The following is a 14721-nucleotide window of genomic DNA, read 5'->3' as shown; positions in this document are numbered from 1 at the left end:
GGTAACTCCGGCCCAACCCATTGTTATTCATCAGTCACATGGCAAGAGAATTCGGTTCCTTGTGGCCAGGTAACAAAGGCCGTATCGCCTTTGGTCCAGAATTCCACGCCAAAATTGGCGACGTAGCGGGCTCCGGAAGCGGAAATGGCTTGCAGGCCAACCAGTGTCTCATCGCCGCGTTCCAATAGAACGCCGGGCTTTAATGCGTTGTAAAAGCTAGCAGAAATGCGGCGGGGTGCTTCGCCATCACACGCGTAGACCACCGCATTCACCAAGGGAGCAATATCGTACAGCACTTCCAGCTCGGAAATTCGCTTTTCATATGCCTCTGTCACGCAAGCGTTTACATCAGGGGCCTTCCAGCATTCGTTCCGCCCCTTTATCCAGCCCCGCTGTACTGCCTTCCATTGTTCGACGCGAGGCGTGTCCCCGTTTTCCGCCCGCGCTTCCTCTTTCTTGCTCACTTGTTGCCAGACTTCGTCAAGTTTGCGGTCCAGCCCTGCGAGATTTTCATCCGCACAGATCATCTCCTCCACGCTGCCACTGGCCTTCGCACAATCAAACGTTGGTGTTGTTGCGGCGCTTGTTCCCGTTACGGCGAGAACACAAAAGGGAATAGCGGCGAGAAAAGTATGGGGCGCGTTCATGCCGAGGTCTCCTCGAGTGGGGCTGATGTTGATTGGCGCTAGTGGATAGGCTTGACTTAACCCGTTCTCTTTCTGGATAAATCCAGCCCGTGGCATTTCCATGGCGACGAGCTAAAGTTGCAGAAATCGAAAAAGGGGAGGGGACGACAATGACAAGGATCGTGTTTCTGGACAGGGGAACAATTGGACCGAGCGTGAAACTTACGCCCCCTTCCTTTTCACATGAATGGGTCGAGCATGAACGAACGCAGGGCGATGAGGTGGTAGAACGCCTGCAAGGAGCGGAGATTGCCATCACCAACAAGGTGCCCATCCGCGCAGATCATCTCGAAAAACTTCCTGATCTCAAGATGATAGCCGTGGCTGCAACCGGCTATAACATTCTCGATGTAGCGGCGTGCTGGGCTCATGGCGTGGTTGCGTCAAATGTGCGTTCGTATGCACAAAAGACGGTTCCTGAGCACGTTTTTGCGTTGATGTTTGCCCTGCGGCGCAATCTGGTCGGCTACCGGCAGGATGTCATCGATGGGGTCTGGCAAAAATCCGGACAGTTCTGTTTTTTCACTCATCCCATCAAAGATCTGTCTGGCTCTCGGCTGGGTCTCATTGGCGGCGGTTCGCTCGGGGAGGCGACAGGTGCCATCGGCAGGGCCCTTGGAATGGAAGTTATCTACGCCGGGCGGAAAGGGGGACAAGTTTCAAAGCCGGGCTATCTGCCCTTTGAAGAGGTCTTGGCCACGAGTGATGTATTGAGCCTGCATTGTCCTTTGACCCCGGAGACGGAAGGTTTGATCTCCTTGGCTGAGTTCGAGCAGATGGCGCAGCGGCCGCTATTGATCAATACGGCGCGGGGGGGACTGGTCGATGAGGCGGCGCTAGTGACTGCGTTGGATCGCGGATTGATTGCTGGCGCCGGTTTTGACGTGCTCACCAGCGAGCCTCCTGCGGATGACAATCCGCTCATGAAAATTGCTGAGCGCCCCAACGTGATCATCACGCCCCATGTGGCGTGGGCCTCTGAGGAAGCCATGCAGACCCTGTGGGACCAACTGATCGGGCACATCGAGAACTACAAGCGTGGGCACCCGGCCAATGTCATCACTTGAGTATGACTGCTACATATGATCGTGGTAGTGCAGGCTGTCGTCAGGAGCCTGAGCACGATTGGTCATGCTGTAGTCACGCAGGACATGTGCCACGCGAATGCGGTAGGTCTTGAAGATACCATTGCGGCCGCGGGCCTGAGATATGCGATGGGCGGTTTTGTTGCGCCATTCTTTGACCGCTGTTTCGTCTCGAAAGAATGACAGAGACAGGATCTTGTTTTCATCTGCAAGGCTCTGAAACCGCTCCACCGACAGGAAGCCGTCAACCCGTTCGAGCTCTTCCCTTAGGAGCTTGGCAATTTCCAGATAGGCTGTTTGTTGGCCGACGTCTGGCTCCACCTCAAAAATGACGGCGATCATGGCTGTCCCTCCCTACATTTTGCGGCTATTTTGTATACTAGTGTATTCAATATTCAAGTTAGCCAGCTTGGAGGGCAAGTATATGGCAATATTGGTGCTGGACCACGTGCAGATTGCGATCCCCGAAAATCAGGAGGACGCCGCCCGCAAGTTCTACATTGACCTTCTGGGCTTTGAAGAAGTCGACAAGCCGCTTGTCCTGAAGGAACGAGGTGGCCTTTGGCTTCGTGCAGGAACAGTGAACCTACATCTGGGCGCGGATGAGAGGTTCCAGCCCGCCTTGAAAGCGCACCCGGCATTTCTATGCGATGATCTCAGCTCTTCGAAGAAAGCGTTGGCAGCCGGTGGATACCCGGTGCAGCATGATGCGCACCTGAATGGCTATGATCGTTTCTTTACTGCGGATCCTTGGGGCAATCGTATTGAGTTGATGTCGCGTACGACATAGCGAACAATATTGACATTAAAACGAACGTATGTGCACATTATCGAACGATTTGTTGAGTGGAGTGCCCCTATGGTTTTGGAAAAATTGGATTTCAGCGAGGCACGGAAGGGGTTTATCGAGATAACACCTCTTGCTGTCGGCGTTGGCTTTTACGGTTTGGCGTTCGGTCTACTGGCCGCTCAAGCGGGGCTGTCGAGCCTTGAAGTTGGCTTCATGGGCACATTCGTGTTTGCGGGATCGGCGCAGATTGTGGCGGTGGAACGTCTGATGGCCGGTGCCGGGGCGGCGGCCGCAATCATTGCAGGTCTTGCGCTGAACCTTCGGTTGCTGCTGATTACAGCTTCTGTCAGCAACGTTTTTTCTCAAAGGCCGCTGTGGCAACTGGTGCTTGGGCTGCATCTGACCACCGATGAGAACTGGGCCATGATGTTGGCGCGGCAAAAGCGGGGTGGTGCCTCGGGCTATTGGTATCTGGTTGGCGGCGGATTGGCACTGCTGTTGATCTGGTTGGTTTCCACCGTGGCTGGCGTCGTTGTGGCAACGTCCATTCCATCCCCCAAAGCGTTGGGCCTCGACTTTGCCTTCACAGCGGCGTTCATCGCGATTGCCCGCTCGCTCTGGCGCGGGCCGAAGGATCTCTTGCCATGGCTATGCGTGGTGTCCGTTGTTGTGCTTGGGCTTTATTCCGGTGCCTTGAGCGAAACGTGGGTGTTGATCATCGCAGCGCTGGCAGGAACAACAGTTGCGGGAGTGCGCAGATGAGCGAGACATGGCTGGTCATCGTCGGGCTTGCTGGGCTGACGTTTCTCATTCGCTTCTGTGGCTGGGCACTGGGGCAGCGGTTGCCTCAGACAGGCTTTTGGGCCCGGTTTCTCTCTGCGCTGCCCGGGTGTCTGATTGTGGCGCTGGTGGCGCTGTTTACTGTGAAAGGCGAGAGCGCTGAGCTGATCGCCGGTGGAATTGCAGTTATTGTGGCGCTTCTTACGCGCAGTTTGCCCGCAACCATGGCCATTGGCATCGTGGCGATTTGGGCGCTTCGCACTTACGCCTGACGGCCGCTGCAAACAAACGCTTTTATTAGGGATTGGAAGAATGGACATGAGCGAAAGCGCGAAAAAGGCCATGACGGCGGCCATTGCCGCTGCGATTACCCGCGAGCGGACCAAGGCTGGCCTGTCCCTTTCTGCGCTTGCTGCCAAAGCAGGCCTGTCAAAATCAACGCTGTCGCAGTTGGAAGCCGGCGGTGGGAACCCGAGTGTCGAGACTTTGTGGGCCATTGCAACGGCTCTTGGCATTCCGTTCAGCTTCTTGTTTGAAGCGCCACCGGCACGAACGACTTTGATCCGTGCCGGAGAGGGCAAGCGCATTGACGCGGAAAGCTCGGCGTTTCAAGCCGTGCTTCTGGCTTCTTGCACACCGCAGACACGCCACGACATTTATCAGGTGGCGCTTTCTGCTGGCAAGCCTCAATGCAACAAGGCCCATCCACGCGGAACGCTGGAGCACCTGATCGTCATGGAAGGGGAGGTGCGGGCCGGACCAAAAGGCGCTGAAGAGGTGCTGCAGCAAGGCGATTACTACGCGTTTCCCGGAGATGAGCCGCACCTTTATGAGGCCCTAAGCCCTCATGCCCGCATCATGCTGGTCATGGAGAGTGGTTGAAGCTCGTGTCTAGATGATCTTGTACATGAACGTTGTTGCGTCGAGGCGGTCGCTGTCCGGGGCCTTGGCGAAGTTTGGGATGCTGCCTGCCGTTTCATAGCCGAGGGATGCATAGAGCGGCTCGGCGCTATCCCCGGTGCGGGTGTCCAGCGTGATCAAGGTCTTGCCTTGGGCGCGGGCTTCTTCTTCCAGTGCGATCATGAGCCCGCACGCAATACCCTTGCGGCGGTGGGAAGGATGCACGACCAGTTTGGCCACTTCTGCCCTGTGGGCCTGATTGGGCGGCATGTCGATGTCAAGCTGAACGGTGCCTGCAAGCTCTTCCTCCCAATAGGCGCAGAGCAACAAACAGCGGTTCGCCTCAACGCCGGGAAAGACCTTTTCTTGCCAGAAGCGACGGGCGGCTTCTGGTGTAAACGGCAGGATGAAGCTGATGCTGGCACCGGCGTGAACCGCTGCGTGGAGTGTTTGAGTGAGCGGTTCCAATGCCAGCGGCAAATCTGCGCTGCCAAGTTTCTTGAGGTTCAGCATCAATCGTTGGTTCCTGTCACTGCAACCAGACCGCCGACTTCCTTGAGGAAGGTCACGACCTCGTCGACCCCATCCCCGCGCTTCAGGTCGGTGAAGCAAAACGGCTTGCTGGCACGCACTTTCTTTGCATCCCGCTCCATGACGCCAAGGTCGACTGCCACATAAGGTGCAAGGTCCTTTTTGTTGATGATGAGCATGTCGGAGCGCACGATGCCGGGGCCCCCTTTGCGCGGGATCTCCTCGCCCTGCGCCACGGAGATCACATAGAGGGTGATGTCTGCAAGATCAGGGGAGAAGGTGGCTGCCAGGTTGTCGCCGCCACTTTCTATGAAGACCATGTCCAGATCGGGGTGCCGCTCTATGAGTTGATCAATGGCCTGCAGATTGATGGTGGCGTCTTCGCGAATGGCGGTGTGCGGGCAGCCGCCGGTCTCTACCCCCAGCACCCGGTCTTCAGGCAGGGCCTGCGCACGCACCAACGCTGTGGCGTCTTCGCGGGTGTAGATGTCGTTGGTCACAACAGCGATGGAAAACTGATCGCGAAAGGCGAGGCAAAGCTTTTCCGTCATCGTGGTTTTGCCTGAACCAACAGGCCCTCCAATGCCGACGCGCAAAGGTCCGTATGATCCGCTCATGATCGAAAAATCCTTGTAGGTTCGGTTTCATGCGCCATGCTGGCGATGTCTGACAGGATGGCAGCGCTCCCAAGAGCATCCAAAGTGGCCCCCTGTGAACGCTCTGTGAGGTTGACGAAGGTTTGTTCCAGATCGGCGAGCAATTGCACGCCCTCCGATTGGCCAAGGGGCACAAGGCGCAGGCACACCGAGACCAGATTGCTGGTGAAGCTCTGCAGGTAGCCAAGTTTCAACTCCTCAAGGGGGATGTGCGTTCGCGCTGCTGCAAGCCCAACCGCCACTGGCAGTGCGGCATTCTTTCCAACCGCTGCTGCCATGGGGTCTGACTGCCCGATCCACGGCTGTGCGTAGGTGAGAAATGCTGTGCCCTGCCGCTGTGTTTCCAAATAGCGTTCCGCACTGGGTGCCATGGCAAGGCAAAGGCTGTTCACCTCTGCCAGCCGGGCGCTGTCGTTTTCTGTGGCAGCTGCATGGCTTTGTCCCAAAACCAGCAGATCGTTCCAGCCCGAACCATGGTTGAGCACGCCTTGCAGCCACTCCTTGGCCGTTTCTGCGCTTTGAATAACCCCCGCATTTATGGCAGTTTCCACGCCGTGACTGTAGGAGAATGCGCCAATCGGAATCGCAGGCGACAGCCATGTGAGCAGCCGCAAAAGCGCCCTTCGGCCATCTGGATCAGTCATGGCTGTGGTCATGCGAATGATGGTGACTGTGGCCGTGACTGTGTGAATGAAAGCTGCTGCGGTTGGACTTGTGATAAGCGCCGCGGACCGGTGAGAACGCCCCTTCAATTTCGGTGATGGTCGCGCCGAGGCCTTCGAGCATTTCCTTGATGACGTGATCCTTGAGGATCACGATGCGGTAGAGCTCGATCTGCGAGGGCAGGTGCCGGTTCCCCAGATGCCAGCACAGCTGGGCATGATGCAGGGCGTCGCGGGCTTTGACTTCGTAAAGCGGCTCCACAGCGGCCTTTATCACGACGAATGTGCCGCCTTCTGTTTCAATGGCGTCGCCCTCATCAAACGAGACGGCATCAGCTACTTCGAACAGGACTTTCACCTCTGTATCGGTGGTGAGGACCTTGCGGCGCAGATGGCGTTCGTCATGGGAGAGCGTGACGGTGCCCAGAATTTCGCCAGAATACTCTCCGGCGCGTTTGTATGTATGTGCAGTAAACATCAGAAGAAGAAATACCTTTGCGCCATGGGAACCACTTCTGCCGGTTCGCAGGTGAGAAGCTCACCGTTTGCGCGAACCTCATAGGTTTCGGGGTCTACCTCCACGTGCGGCGTGGCGCTGTTGTGGATCATGGAGGCTTTTGAAATGCCCGACCGGGTGTTGTCGACCGCGAGCATCTGTTTGGCGGTGCCCAGTTTTTCCGGGAGGCCCGCATCCAGAGCCGCCTTGCTGACAAAGGTGACAGAGGAATTTGTCAGGCTCTTGCCATAGGCCCCGAACATGGGCCGGTAGTGCACGGGCTGCGGTGTTGGAATGGAGGCATTGGGGTCGCCCATCATGGCCATGGCTATGGTGCCGCCAGTAAGTACCATGTCTGGCTTTACGCCGAAGAAGGCCGGTGTCCAGAGCACCAGGTCAGCGCGTTTGCCCACTTCGATGGAACCGATCTCCCGTGACAGCCCGTGGGCGATGGCGGGGTTGATGGTGTACTTGGCGATGTAACGCTTGACGCGAACGTTGTCGTTGTCGCCGGTTTCTGCCGGAAGAGCGCCGCGCTGGCGCTTCATCTTGTCGGCGGTCTGCCAGGTGCGGATCAGCACTTCGCCCACGCGGCCCATGGCCTGACTGTCCGAGGCGATGATGGAGAACGCGCCCATGTCGTGCAGAATGTCCTCTGCGGCGATGGTTTCCTTGCGGATGCGGCTTTCAGCAAAGGCCACGTCCTCGGGAATGTTGGCGTCCAGATGGTGGCAGACCATGAGCATGTCCAGATGCTCGGCAATGGTGTTGCGGGTGTAAGGACGGGTCGGGTTGGTGGAGGACGGCAGGACGTTTGAAAGGCCGCAAACCTTGATGATGTCCGGCGCATGGCCCCCGCCTGCACCTTCCGTGTGGAAGGCATGTATGGTGCGGCCCTTCAGGGCATCGATGGTGTTCTCCACGAAGCCGCTTTCATTCAGCGTGTCCGTATGGATCATCACCTGAACGTCGTAGCTGTCTGCCACGCTGAGGCAGGTATCGATGGCCGACGGGGTGGTTCCCCAATCCTCATGAAGCTTTAGCGCGCAGGCCCCGCCAAGCACCATTTCCTCCAGCGCCTTGGGGTGGGAAGCGTTGCCCTTGCCCGCAAACGCAAGGTTCATGGGAAAGGCGTCTGCCGCCTCAATCATCCGGGCGATGTGCCACGGACCGGGCGTGCAGGTGGTTGCCAGGGTGCCATGGGCCGGACCCGTGCCGCCGCCAAGCATGGTGGTGACGCCAGAGGTTAGGGCCTCCTCGATCTGCTGGGGGCAGATGTAGTGAATGTGGGCGTCCATGCCACCGGCTGTAAGGATCTTTCCTTCTCCGGCAATGGCCTCCGTTCCCGGACCAATGATGATGTCGACGCCGCTCTGCATGTCCGGATTGCCTGCCTTGCCAATGGCGGCAATGCGGCCGTCTTTGAGGCCGATGTCGGCTTTGTAGATGCCGGAATGATCGACCACCAAGGCGTTGGTGATGACCGTATCGACGGCTCCTTCGGCGCGGGACAGCTGGCTCTGGCCCATGCCATCGCGGATGACCTTGCCGCCGCCGAACTTCACCTCCTCACCGTAAGTGGTGAAATCCTTCTCCACCTCGATGAAGAGCTCCGTATCAGCAAGGCGGACCTTGTCACCCACGGTGGGGCCGAACATGTCCGCGTAGGCGGCGCGAGAAATGGAAGTTGCCATGGTCACGCCCCTCCGCTTGGTTTGATCTGGAAGCCCTGAATGGTCTGCGTGCCCCCAATGGAGATCAAGTGCACTTCGCGGGTCTGCCCAGGCTCAAAGCGCACGGCGGTGCCGGGGGCAATGTCGAGGCGCTTTCCATGTGCGGCCTCTCGGTCAAAGGTGAGGGCGGCATTTACCTCGGCAAAGTGATAATGGCTGCCCACCTGAACCGGACGGTCGCCAGTGTTGGCCACCTTGAGCGTGATGCTGTCTACGCCCTCGTTGAGGGTGATGTCGCCACGAGCGACAATAACTTCTCCGGGGATCATGAGCCTTCCTCACGCCGCAAAAGCAAGGGCAAGACCGCCAGCTGCTGAGGCGCCGCCTGCAAAACGCAATATCCAGCGGCCTGCGGAGGAGGTGGCGATTGTGCCAAACCCAAGACCAACCATGTGAAGGCCTGCCGTGGCAAGGGCAAAGCCGACCGCGTATCCCATCAGGCTTCCGCCCGGCGCTTCAAGCCCATGGGCTGCGCCATGAAAAACGGCAAAAAGCGCGATGATGGCGCAGCCGATGCTGCTTGCAACCGGGGCTGCGGCTGCGACAAGGAGCCCAAGAACCACAACAGACGCAAGAATGCCTGGTTCAATCAAGGGAACAGACAGGCCGACGGCGGAGAGCGCAAAACCGACAATCATTGCGCCAACAAACGAGATCGGCCAGAGATAACTGCGTTTCCCGCCTATGAGAGCTGCCCAAACCCCCACTGCGACCATGGCGAGGATATGATCCAGACCGCCAATGGGATGCATCAACCCCGATAGAAACCCGGAGGTCTCAGCGTGTCCGGTGTGGGCCAGCGCCGGGACTGCCCCTGCCAGGACCATGGTTGTGGCGAGTATCATCAGCTTTTTCATCAGTTCCCCTCTTGAGGGCCTGCGCCGGTTGATATGGTTATGGCGTCAAAAAGGCCCTTCCTCTGTCATTGCCTTCTGGAAAATAGTTCGTGATTCCAAACCCTAACGAATGGGTTCATGAACGGTGACCAGCTTCACCCCGTCCGGAAAGGTAGCTTCCACCTGAATGTCATGGATCATCTCCGGGATGCCTTCCATGACCTGCTCTCGCTTGATGATGTGGGCCCCGGCCTCCATGAGATCTGCCACGGAACGGCCATCACGAGCCCCTTCAACGACAAAGTCGGTGATGATGGCAACAGCCTCCGGATGGTTGAGCTTGACCCCGCGCTCAAGGCGAGCGCGGGCCACCATGGCGGCCATGGCCACAAGCAGTTTGTCCTTTTCCCGAGGGGTGAGGTTCATTGGATCTCCTTACAAACTCCAAAGCTTGGGCAATGGTTGGTCAGGGCGCAGACCCTGCAGAAACGGGATCAGTTTCTGACGTAGCGCAAAGCCATCTATCGCTGTGAGACGGGCGGTGATCTTTCCATTGAAAGCGCTCACGCCGAACGACATGTCCGGCGCTTTCGGACGCAGCTTGGCGCACCACGTCTCGAGCACTTCTTGATCTTCCGGCCCCACATAAACAACGGAGGCAAATGCCCGCTGGCTGGCCAGAGTGCTGCTGCCTGCTGCGATTTCACTGACCTTGCCGGAGAGCAAAAGATCATCGGCATGAACAAGCTTGCCGCCACGGTGAATGCGCCAGCGGTCGCTGAAATGGGCTTCGGTCACCTGCTCACCCATGGCATCGCGGCCCAGAATGACCGCCTCGACCGCGAGAAAGCGAGCATCCTGCGCCATGTGCACGTGCAACTGACGCGATAGGGAGGAGCGGTCAAACAAGATGGTTTCCTGAGGCAGCCAGTGCAGTTCCGCGCCCTTGTCCAGAGACAGGAACGAGGTGACGTTGGCAGTGCCTTCGTTGGCCCGGTAGATTTTCTCGCAGGCTTGAGTTGTCAGAACGGAGCGGGTATTCACTCCCGCCTCAACGGACCAGTCCAGAACATCCCCGCCCGTGAGGCCGCCGCTGGTGTTGATCAGCACAGCCTCGGCCATGTCGCTATAGACTTTGGGCAGGCGCACCTTTGCAGCGCCTTCCTGATATAGAGTTTCCAAACGGGTCGCGCGCGTCTCTGGCCTATCGGAAGGGGCGGGCTTGAACGCCACGCGGCCGACACCAATCGTGCGCTGGAGGGCAGCGGGTGTTTCATCTACGCGGGGTGCGAGGCTGGGTTGGGTCATGGGCCACCGTCTGTTTGTTGGCGTGTGTCGAGGATCGACGCAGCGTCACTCCCACCTCACACCGCGTTTCGGTCATCCTCTTTCAGCAATTCGTGTGCCAGTTTCAAGGGAGCTGGCTCAATGTCCATAAGGTGCTGACTATATTGAGGAATGTTGCGTTGGGACGTCAGGAGAAGAAGGCGAGGGGCCTTGCAGGGCTGGGTCGGTTTGCGCATTAATTAATCGATGATCAAAAAGTAATCATGTAGGGCCGGGAAGCTGATTTGGCTGTAACAGGACCTCAATCAAAATTCGGTTGGTCGCCGGATAGGGTTCTGAAATCCATTCACTGCGAAAGGTGGTGTAGCCCGGCGCCTTGCAAACGAGATCGCTTCTTTCGTACCCCGGCGGGATGACCATGTACCCCGGCGTGGGATCAATCAACAGCGTGCTGGCGCGACCAGCGATGTGGCACTTGGCGCCGATCGGTGTGGTTGCAACCGTCAGAAGATAACCGCCGGGAGGTATGGCAACCGTTGTGCTGAAGGCTTTTGGCAGGCGCTCTTCTGCGCTCATGCAACCGGCAAAGGCCAGAGGAATACAGCAGGCAACAAGCAGTTTAATCGGGAGGATCACCGGGCACCTCAACGGTCGTTAGCGTCGCGCCACGCTACGATTCTCTACTGAGGAAAGAAACCCGAGGAAACGCCGGGTTCGAGGCCGAGCTCAGGTCGTCTTTCGCTACCTATGTTCTCAGTGGGGACCTCGACGATTTCCGAGGGATCGCAGGGTTGGTCGATAAACCAAATGATTTGAGCGCTTGCGTATATGTCAGACATACAATATTGTATGTCATATATAAGGGAGTCGGTTATGGCAGACAAAGGGTCTTCTGATCGAAAGTCGCAGGTGCTGGAGAGCCTTGCGCATACTTTGTTTTCTGGAGAGTTGAAGCCGGGAGAGGTGTTGCCCAAGGAAGTGGAGTTGTGTGAGCATCATGGTGTGAGCCGGTCCACAATCCGCAGTTGTTTGGGCGAATTGGTTTCATTTGGAATCATCAGCCGCACGTCCGGTCACGGCACCCACGTGCAGCCCTATGAAGAGTGGATGATCCTGTCGTCCACCGTGGCAAACTGGGTGGCCGAATACAGCAGTTCTGATTTGCCGTTTGCACGTGAGCTTTACCGGTTCCGGGCCACGACAGAACCATATGTGTGTGCGGAAGCCGCGTTGAAGGCACGGGCAGCGGACCTTGCCCGCATTGAAACCGCGTGGGAAGGAATGCTCCGAGCCCATGAGAATGGCAGTATGATGCATAAAGGGCGGCACTTCGGCGAGTGGGATATTGACCTGCACGTGGCCCTTTATCACGCCTCGCAAAGCCTGATCTGGCAGCAGTTCTCCAAAACGTTGCGCGCGGCGTTCTTCAGCAGCATTCGCCAAACAACAACCCGCGCGGAAAGCGACATTGTGGGGAGCATCGAGCTCCACCGTGTATTCTTGGAAGCAGTACGCCTGCGGGATGCAGCAGCGGCTTTTCAGGCCTCTTGCGATATTCTGCGCCGTAGTGCGGAAGATCTTGGCGATATGGCGACCGTTCCAACAATCGGCGCAATGAAGCACCGCGCAGTGCTTTGAGGCTCCACCAAAACAATCAGGGCTCAGACCGGCCCGGCATCACAAACCACGTTGACCCAGAACCATGGAGAGCGACCCATGAAAATTACAGGCCTGAAAACCTGGCGCGTGCCGCCGCGCTGGTGCTTTGTGAAAATCGAAACGGACGAAGGGGTGCATGGCTGGGGTGAGCCGGTGCTGGAAGGACGGGCCGCAACGGTAGAAGCGGCTGTGCACGAGCTTTCGGACTACATCATCGGCAAGGATCCGCGTCGGATCGAAGATATCTGGCAAATGTTGTATCGCGGCGGATTTTACCGGGGCGGTCCAATTCTGATGAGCGCCCTGGCGGGAATTGATCAGGCCCTTTGGGATATCAAGGGAAAGGCGCTTGGCGTGCCGGTCCATGAACTGCTTGGCGGGGCAGTGCGTGACAAGATGCGGATGTATTGCTGGATTGGCGGCGATCGTCCGCACAATATCGGCCGGCAAGCCAAGGAAGTGGTCGACAGAGGCTTTACCGCGTTCAAGATGAACGGCACACCGGAACTGGCGATCATCGACAGCTATGAAAAGATAGATGCCGCTGTGGCTCGTATAGCCGAAGCGCGTGATGCTGTCGGGATGGGCGTCGGTATTGGCGTTGATTTTCATGGGCGCGTGCACAAGCCCATGGCCAAGATCCTGCTCAAGGAACTGGAGCCGTTCCGGCCCATGTTCGTGGAAGAGCCGGTTGTGGCGGAGCATCTGCGTTCGTTGCCGGAGATCGCAGGGAACGTCTGCTATCCTATCGCAACTGGGGAGCGCATGTTCTCCCGCTATGATTTCCGCGAGGTTCTTGAGCGCGGCTATGTCGATATTCTCCAACCGGACCTGTCCCATTGTGGCGGGATCACGGAAGGGCGCAAGATTGCGACCATGGCAGAAGCCTATGACGTGGCGATCGCGCCCCATTGTCCGCTGGGGCCGATCTCGCTGGCTGCCTCGCTCGCAGTGGACTTTGTCTCCCACAACGCGTTCATCCAAGAGCAAAGCATGGGCATCCATTACAATAAAGACAATGATGTACTGGACTATCTGCTCGATCCCTCTCCGCTTCAGATCGTGGATGGCTACCTGCCGCTTCTCGACAAGCCGGGGCTCGGTGTCGAGATCAACGAAGCCTTTGTGGAAGATCGGTCAAAGCACGCCAGCAATTGGAAAAACCCGATCTGGCGTCATGAAGACGGGTCCATTGCCGAATGGTGAGGGCGAGTAGGTGCATTGGCCCTATGGCCGCATCTGCCTGACGAAAAGCTCGTGCGGGGCGAAAATGCAACGCCCCGCGCTTCTTTTTACCAAATTGACGAATGCGAAAACGAGCGCTTGATCTGCCCCTTAGGAAGCGGCTAAGTAATGCTTCCTTACTTTTTATCTATTCTCGATCTGAAGTCGCTCATGTATCCAGCCGTTACCTCCGACCGTAAGCCGCTCGGTATTGCCGAATTTGTGGGTTTGATGGCCCTTCTGACCTCTCTGGTGGCGTTGGCCGTAGATGCGGTGCTGCCTGCTTTTCCGCAGATCAAGTCGGATCTCGGCGTGGCGGACATGAACCATCTGCAGTTTCTCGTGACCTTTGTGTTTCTGGGCATGTCCATTGGACAGTTGGTGTTCGGCCCTGTGTCTGACAGCATTGGCCGGAAGACGGCGATTTACATCGGAATGGGCGTGTTTGTGGCCGGAGCCGTGTTGGCTTCGCAGGCAACCAGCTTGCCGGTGATGCTGGTGGGGCGGTTCTTGCAAGGCGTGGGCGCAGCGGCGCCAAAGGTCGTCATCATTGCCTTGATCCGCGATCAGTATTCAGGGCGGGAAATGGCGCGCATCACTTCCTTTGTCATGTCTGTGTTCATTGCGGTGCCCGCGATCGCGCCGCTCATGGGTCAGCTGACCCTGATGCTGGCGCATTGGCCCACGATTTTTTATGCCATGCTGGTGCAGGCGACGGTAGCCACCTTGTGGCTGGCGGTGCGCCAACCCGAGACATTGCATCCGGAACACCGGCGTCCGGTCTCGCTGGCGTCTCTGTCCTATGCGGCTCGAGAAATCATCAAATGCCGCGCGGCCATGCTGTATACGGTGGGGGCCGGTTTTGTTTTCGCCAGCTTCATGACTTATTTGTCGACGGCGCAGCCGATTTTTGATGGGATCTATGGTGTTGGTGCTTTGTTCCCCGTGTACTTTTCCTCACTGGCACTGATCTTTGGCGCGGCATCGTTCGTGAACGGGCGCATCGTGCGTCGTTTTGGCATGCAGTTGCTGTGTAAGGTGGCGTTGACCGGGGTTATGACCAGCGCCCTTTTATATCTTGGACCTGTGATGCTGACGGGCGGCCAGCCCCCGTTGTGGTCGTTTCTGATCTACCTGGCGACGACGTTTTTCTTTCTGCCTCTGTTGTTCGGCAACCTGAATGCACTGGCAATGGAGCCGCTGGGGCATGTGGCCGGTACCGCTGCAACAATGGTAGGCAGTATCTCCACCTTTGTGGGGCTGTTTCTGGCCATGATCATCGGCTCGTTTTACGAGGGCAGCCTGCTTCCGATCGTCTTGGGCTTTGGCATGCTGGGCGCGACCGCCCTCGTTATTTTCATCAGTGCCGAAAAGATGCATTCCGACCCGATTTAAG

Annotated in this window: 20 protein-coding genes; 8 read left to right on the top strand and 12 right to left on the bottom strand. The window is 57.7% G+C overall.

Annotated features, from left to right (window positions below):
* Positions 1-23 precede the first annotated feature (23 nt).
* On the bottom strand, positions 24-647 hold the full coding sequence (locus tag G512_RS0112650) for an MliC family protein (protein WP_028482046.1): 624 nt from the start codon (positions 645-647) through the stop codon (positions 24-26).
* Between the two features lie 149 nt (positions 648-796).
* Here G512_RS0112650 and G512_RS0112645 point away from each other — a divergent pair, with 149 nt between their 5' ends.
* Entirely contained in the window at positions 797-1753 is a 957-nt protein-coding gene (locus G512_RS0112645; RefSeq protein WP_028482045.1) for a D-2-hydroxyacid dehydrogenase, read from the top strand.
* Positions 1754-1762: 9 nt separating this feature from the next.
* On the opposite strand, the gene G512_RS0112640 is transcribed toward G512_RS0112645, so the two are convergent.
* Positions 1763-2113 carry an antibiotic biosynthesis monooxygenase family protein gene (locus G512_RS0112640; protein ID WP_028482044.1) on the bottom strand — a complete coding sequence of 117 codons (351 nt, stop codon included), beginning with the start codon at positions 2111-2113 and terminating at the stop codon, positions 1763-1765.
* An 82-nt stretch (positions 2114-2195) separates the two neighbouring features.
* Here G512_RS0112640 and G512_RS0112635 point away from each other — a divergent pair, with 82 nt between their 5' ends.
* From G512_RS0112635 to G512_RS0112620, 4 genes are all read left to right on the top strand, one after another.
* The gene (locus G512_RS0112635; RefSeq protein WP_028482043.1) at positions 2196-2561 is read left to right on the top strand and encodes a VOC family protein; all 366 of its coding nucleotides are present in this window, start codon (positions 2196-2198) and stop codon (positions 2559-2561) included.
* Positions 2562-2630: 69 nt separating this feature from the next.
* The gene (locus tag G512_RS0112630) at positions 2631-3323 is read left to right on the top strand and encodes an AzlC family ABC transporter permease (protein WP_036489743.1); all 693 of its coding nucleotides are present in this window, start codon (positions 2631-2633) and stop codon (positions 3321-3323) included.
* Positions 3320-3613, top strand: coding sequence for an AzlD domain-containing protein (locus tag G512_RS0112625; protein ID WP_028482041.1), 294 nt, complete (start codon positions 3320-3322; stop codon positions 3611-3613). The genes G512_RS0112630 and G512_RS0112625 overlap by 4 nt, the downstream gene beginning before the upstream one ends.
* A gap of 46 nt (positions 3614-3659) precedes the next feature.
* A complete protein-coding gene (locus tag G512_RS0112620) occupies positions 3660-4223 on the top strand; it encodes a helix-turn-helix domain-containing protein (RefSeq protein ID WP_036489741.1) in 564 nt (187 codons plus the stop codon).
* Between the two features lie 9 nt (positions 4224-4232).
* On the opposite strand, the gene G512_RS0112615 is transcribed toward G512_RS0112620, so the two are convergent.
* The 10 genes from G512_RS0112615 to G512_RS0112570 form a co-directional block, all read right to left on the bottom strand.
* Entirely contained in the window at positions 4233-4754 is a 522-nt protein-coding gene (locus G512_RS0112615) for a GNAT family N-acetyltransferase (protein WP_028482039.1), read from the bottom strand.
* Positions 4754-5389, bottom strand: coding sequence for an urease accessory protein UreG (gene ureG / locus G512_RS0112610; RefSeq protein WP_028482038.1), 636 nt, complete (start codon positions 5387-5389; stop codon positions 4754-4756). The genes G512_RS0112615 and ureG overlap by 1 nt, the downstream gene beginning before the upstream one ends.
* On the bottom strand, positions 5386-6072 hold the full coding sequence (locus G512_RS0112605; RefSeq protein ID WP_051269305.1) for an urease accessory protein UreF: 687 nt from the start codon (positions 6070-6072) through the stop codon (positions 5386-5388). The genes ureG and G512_RS0112605 overlap by 4 nt, the downstream gene beginning before the upstream one ends.
* Positions 6065-6568, bottom strand: coding sequence for an urease accessory protein UreE (locus G512_RS0112600; RefSeq protein WP_028482036.1), 504 nt, complete (start codon positions 6566-6568; stop codon positions 6065-6067). Before G512_RS0112600 ends, G512_RS0112605 begins: the two co-directional genes overlap by 8 nt.
* The gene (ureC, locus tag G512_RS0112595) at positions 6568-8280 is read right to left on the bottom strand and encodes an urease subunit alpha (RefSeq protein WP_028482035.1); all 1713 of its coding nucleotides are present in this window, start codon (positions 8278-8280) and stop codon (positions 6568-6570) included. Before ureC ends, G512_RS0112600 begins: the two co-directional genes overlap by 1 nt.
* A gap of 2 nt (positions 8281-8282) precedes the next feature.
* Complete coding sequence (locus G512_RS0112590) at positions 8283-8588, bottom strand: urease subunit beta (protein WP_028482034.1); 306 nt, start codon at positions 8586-8588, stop codon at positions 8283-8285.
* Between the two features lie 9 nt (positions 8589-8597).
* Positions 8598-9176 carry a HupE/UreJ family protein gene (locus G512_RS0112585; protein WP_028482033.1) on the bottom strand — a complete coding sequence of 193 codons (579 nt, stop codon included), beginning with the start codon at positions 9174-9176 and terminating at the stop codon, positions 8598-8600.
* 102 nt (positions 9177-9278) lie between these two features.
* Entirely contained in the window at positions 9279-9581 is a 303-nt protein-coding gene (locus G512_RS0112580) for an urease subunit gamma (RefSeq protein ID WP_028482032.1), read from the bottom strand.
* Positions 9582-9590: 9 nt separating this feature from the next.
* The gene (locus G512_RS0112575; RefSeq protein WP_051269303.1) at positions 9591-10463 is read right to left on the bottom strand and encodes an urease accessory protein UreD; all 873 of its coding nucleotides are present in this window, start codon (positions 10461-10463) and stop codon (positions 9591-9593) included.
* A 240-nt stretch (positions 10464-10703) separates the two neighbouring features.
* Positions 10704-11078 carry a hypothetical protein gene (locus G512_RS0112570; RefSeq protein WP_028482030.1) on the bottom strand — a complete coding sequence of 125 codons (375 nt, stop codon included), beginning with the start codon at positions 11076-11078 and terminating at the stop codon, positions 10704-10706.
* A gap of 237 nt (positions 11079-11315) precedes the next feature.
* Here G512_RS0112570 and G512_RS21010 point away from each other — a divergent pair, with 237 nt between their 5' ends.
* The 3 genes from G512_RS21010 (at position 11316) to G512_RS0112555 (ending at position 14720) form a co-directional block, all read left to right on the top strand.
* On the top strand, positions 11316-12080 hold the full coding sequence (locus G512_RS21010; protein ID WP_051269302.1) for a FadR/GntR family transcriptional regulator: 765 nt from the start codon (positions 11316-11318) through the stop codon (positions 12078-12080).
* A gap of 78 nt (positions 12081-12158) precedes the next feature.
* The gene (gene dgoD / locus G512_RS0112560) at positions 12159-13307 is read left to right on the top strand and encodes a galactonate dehydratase (protein ID WP_028482029.1); all 1149 of its coding nucleotides are present in this window, start codon (positions 12159-12161) and stop codon (positions 13305-13307) included.
* A gap of 147 nt (positions 13308-13454) precedes the next feature.
* Positions 13455-14720, top strand: coding sequence for a multidrug effflux MFS transporter (locus G512_RS0112555; RefSeq protein ID WP_028482028.1), 1266 nt, complete (start codon positions 13455-13457; stop codon positions 14718-14720).
* The last annotated feature ends 1 nt before the right edge of the window (position 14721 follow it).

The organism is Pseudovibrio exalbescens DSM 16456, assembly GCF_000422785.1.
GTDB classification, from domain to species: Bacteria; Pseudomonadota; Alphaproteobacteria; order Rhizobiales; family Stappiaceae; genus Pseudovibrio; species Pseudovibrio exalbescens.
This window is presented reverse-complemented; position numbering and strand designations above follow the sequence as displayed.

Coding starts and splice junctions, on each gene's coding strand:
- G512_RS0112625 (WP_028482041.1), top strand. CDS start 3,320: ATGAGCGAGACATGGCTGGTCATCGTCGGGCTTGCTGGGCTGACGTTT.
- G512_RS0112650 (WP_028482046.1), bottom strand. CDS start 647: ATGAACGCGCCCCATACTTTTCTCGCCGCTATTCCCTTTTGTGTTCTC.
- dgoD (WP_028482029.1), top strand. CDS start 12,159: ATGAAAATTACAGGCCTGAAAACCTGGCGCGTGCCGCCGCGCTGGTGC.
- G512_RS0112605 (WP_051269305.1), bottom strand. CDS start 6,072: ATGACTGATCCAGATGGCCGAAGGGCGCTTTTGCGGCTGCTCACATGG.
- G512_RS0112575 (WP_051269303.1), bottom strand. CDS start 10,463: ATGACCCAACCCAGCCTCGCACCCCGCGTAGATGAAACACCCGCTGCC.
- G512_RS0112590 (WP_028482034.1), bottom strand. CDS start 8,588: ATGATCCCCGGAGAAGTTATTGTCGCTCGTGGCGACATCACCCTCAAC.
- G512_RS0112635 (WP_028482043.1), top strand. CDS start 2,196: ATGGCAATATTGGTGCTGGACCACGTGCAGATTGCGATCCCCGAAAAT.
- ureC (WP_028482035.1), bottom strand. CDS start 8,280: ATGGCAACTTCCATTTCTCGCGCCGCCTACGCGGACATGTTCGGCCCC.
- G512_RS0112580 (WP_028482032.1), bottom strand. CDS start 9,581: ATGAACCTCACCCCTCGGGAAAAGGACAAACTGCTTGTGGCCATGGCC.
- G512_RS0112640 (WP_028482044.1), bottom strand. CDS start 2,113: ATGATCGCCGTCATTTTTGAGGTGGAGCCAGACGTCGGCCAACAAACA.
- G512_RS0112555 (WP_028482028.1), top strand. CDS start 13,455: ATGCTTCCTTACTTTTTATCTATTCTCGATCTGAAGTCGCTCATGTAT.
- G512_RS21010 (WP_051269302.1), top strand. CDS start 11,316: ATGGCAGACAAAGGGTCTTCTGATCGAAAGTCGCAGGTGCTGGAGAGC.
- G512_RS0112600 (WP_028482036.1), bottom strand. CDS start 6,568: ATGTTTACTGCACATACATACAAACGCGCCGGAGAGTATTCTGGCGAA.
- G512_RS0112620 (WP_036489741.1), top strand. CDS start 3,660: ATGAGCGAAAGCGCGAAAAAGGCCATGACGGCGGCCATTGCCGCTGCG.
- G512_RS0112630 (WP_036489743.1), top strand. CDS start 2,631: ATGGTTTTGGAAAAATTGGATTTCAGCGAGGCACGGAAGGGGTTTATC.
- G512_RS0112585 (WP_028482033.1), bottom strand. CDS start 9,176: ATGAAAAAGCTGATGATACTCGCCACAACCATGGTCCTGGCAGGGGCA.
- G512_RS0112615 (WP_028482039.1), bottom strand. CDS start 4,754: ATGCTGAACCTCAAGAAACTTGGCAGCGCAGATTTGCCGCTGGCATTG.
- G512_RS0112645 (WP_028482045.1), top strand. CDS start 797: ATGACAAGGATCGTGTTTCTGGACAGGGGAACAATTGGACCGAGCGTG.
- ureG (WP_028482038.1), bottom strand. CDS start 5,389: ATGAGCGGATCATACGGACCTTTGCGCGTCGGCATTGGAGGGCCTGTT.